Origin of the sequence: Methylobacterium sp. WL116 (assembly GCF_008039455.1) — a bacterium.
Lineage (GTDB): Bacteria > Pseudomonadota > Alphaproteobacteria > Rhizobiales > Beijerinckiaceae > Methylobacterium.
In genome coordinates, this window is sequence record NZ_VRUV01001150.1 from 1 (window position 1) to 459 (window position 459).

The window sequence follows — 459 nt, forward strand, 5'->3', positions numbered from 1 at the left end:
CACTTCCCCCCTCCTCGCGACCCCTCCCGCCGCGGCCTCGGCCGACGTCCGAACCGTCCTGCTGAACCAGGTGTCGTGGGGCGCGATCTTCGCCGGCGCCGCGACGGCGCTGGTGACCCAGGTCATCCTCAACATGCTCGGCGTCGGCGTCGGCCTCTCCAGCGTCGGCGGCCCGGCAGCCGACAACCCGACCGCCTCGACCCTCTCGCTCGGCGCCGGCCTCTGGTTCGTCGGCTCCGGCATCGTCGCCTCGCTCGCCGGCGGGCTCATCGCCGGGCGCCTCTCGGGCAAGCCCGTCACGGGGGCTGCCGGCCTGCACGGCCTCGTCTCCTGGGCGGTGAGCACCCTCGTCGTGCTGTACCTGCTCAGCTCGGCCGCAGGCGGCCTCGTCGGCGGCGCCTTCTCGGGCGTGACCAGCACGCTCGGTGGCGCCGGCTCGCTCGTCGGCGGCACCGTGAA

Annotated in this window: 1 pseudogene; it reads left to right on the forward strand. The window is 75.2% G+C overall.

The window, feature by feature from the left end:
* Positions 1–459: pseudogene (locus FV223_RS29840) on the forward strand (PhnA-like protein); the annotation flags it as partial.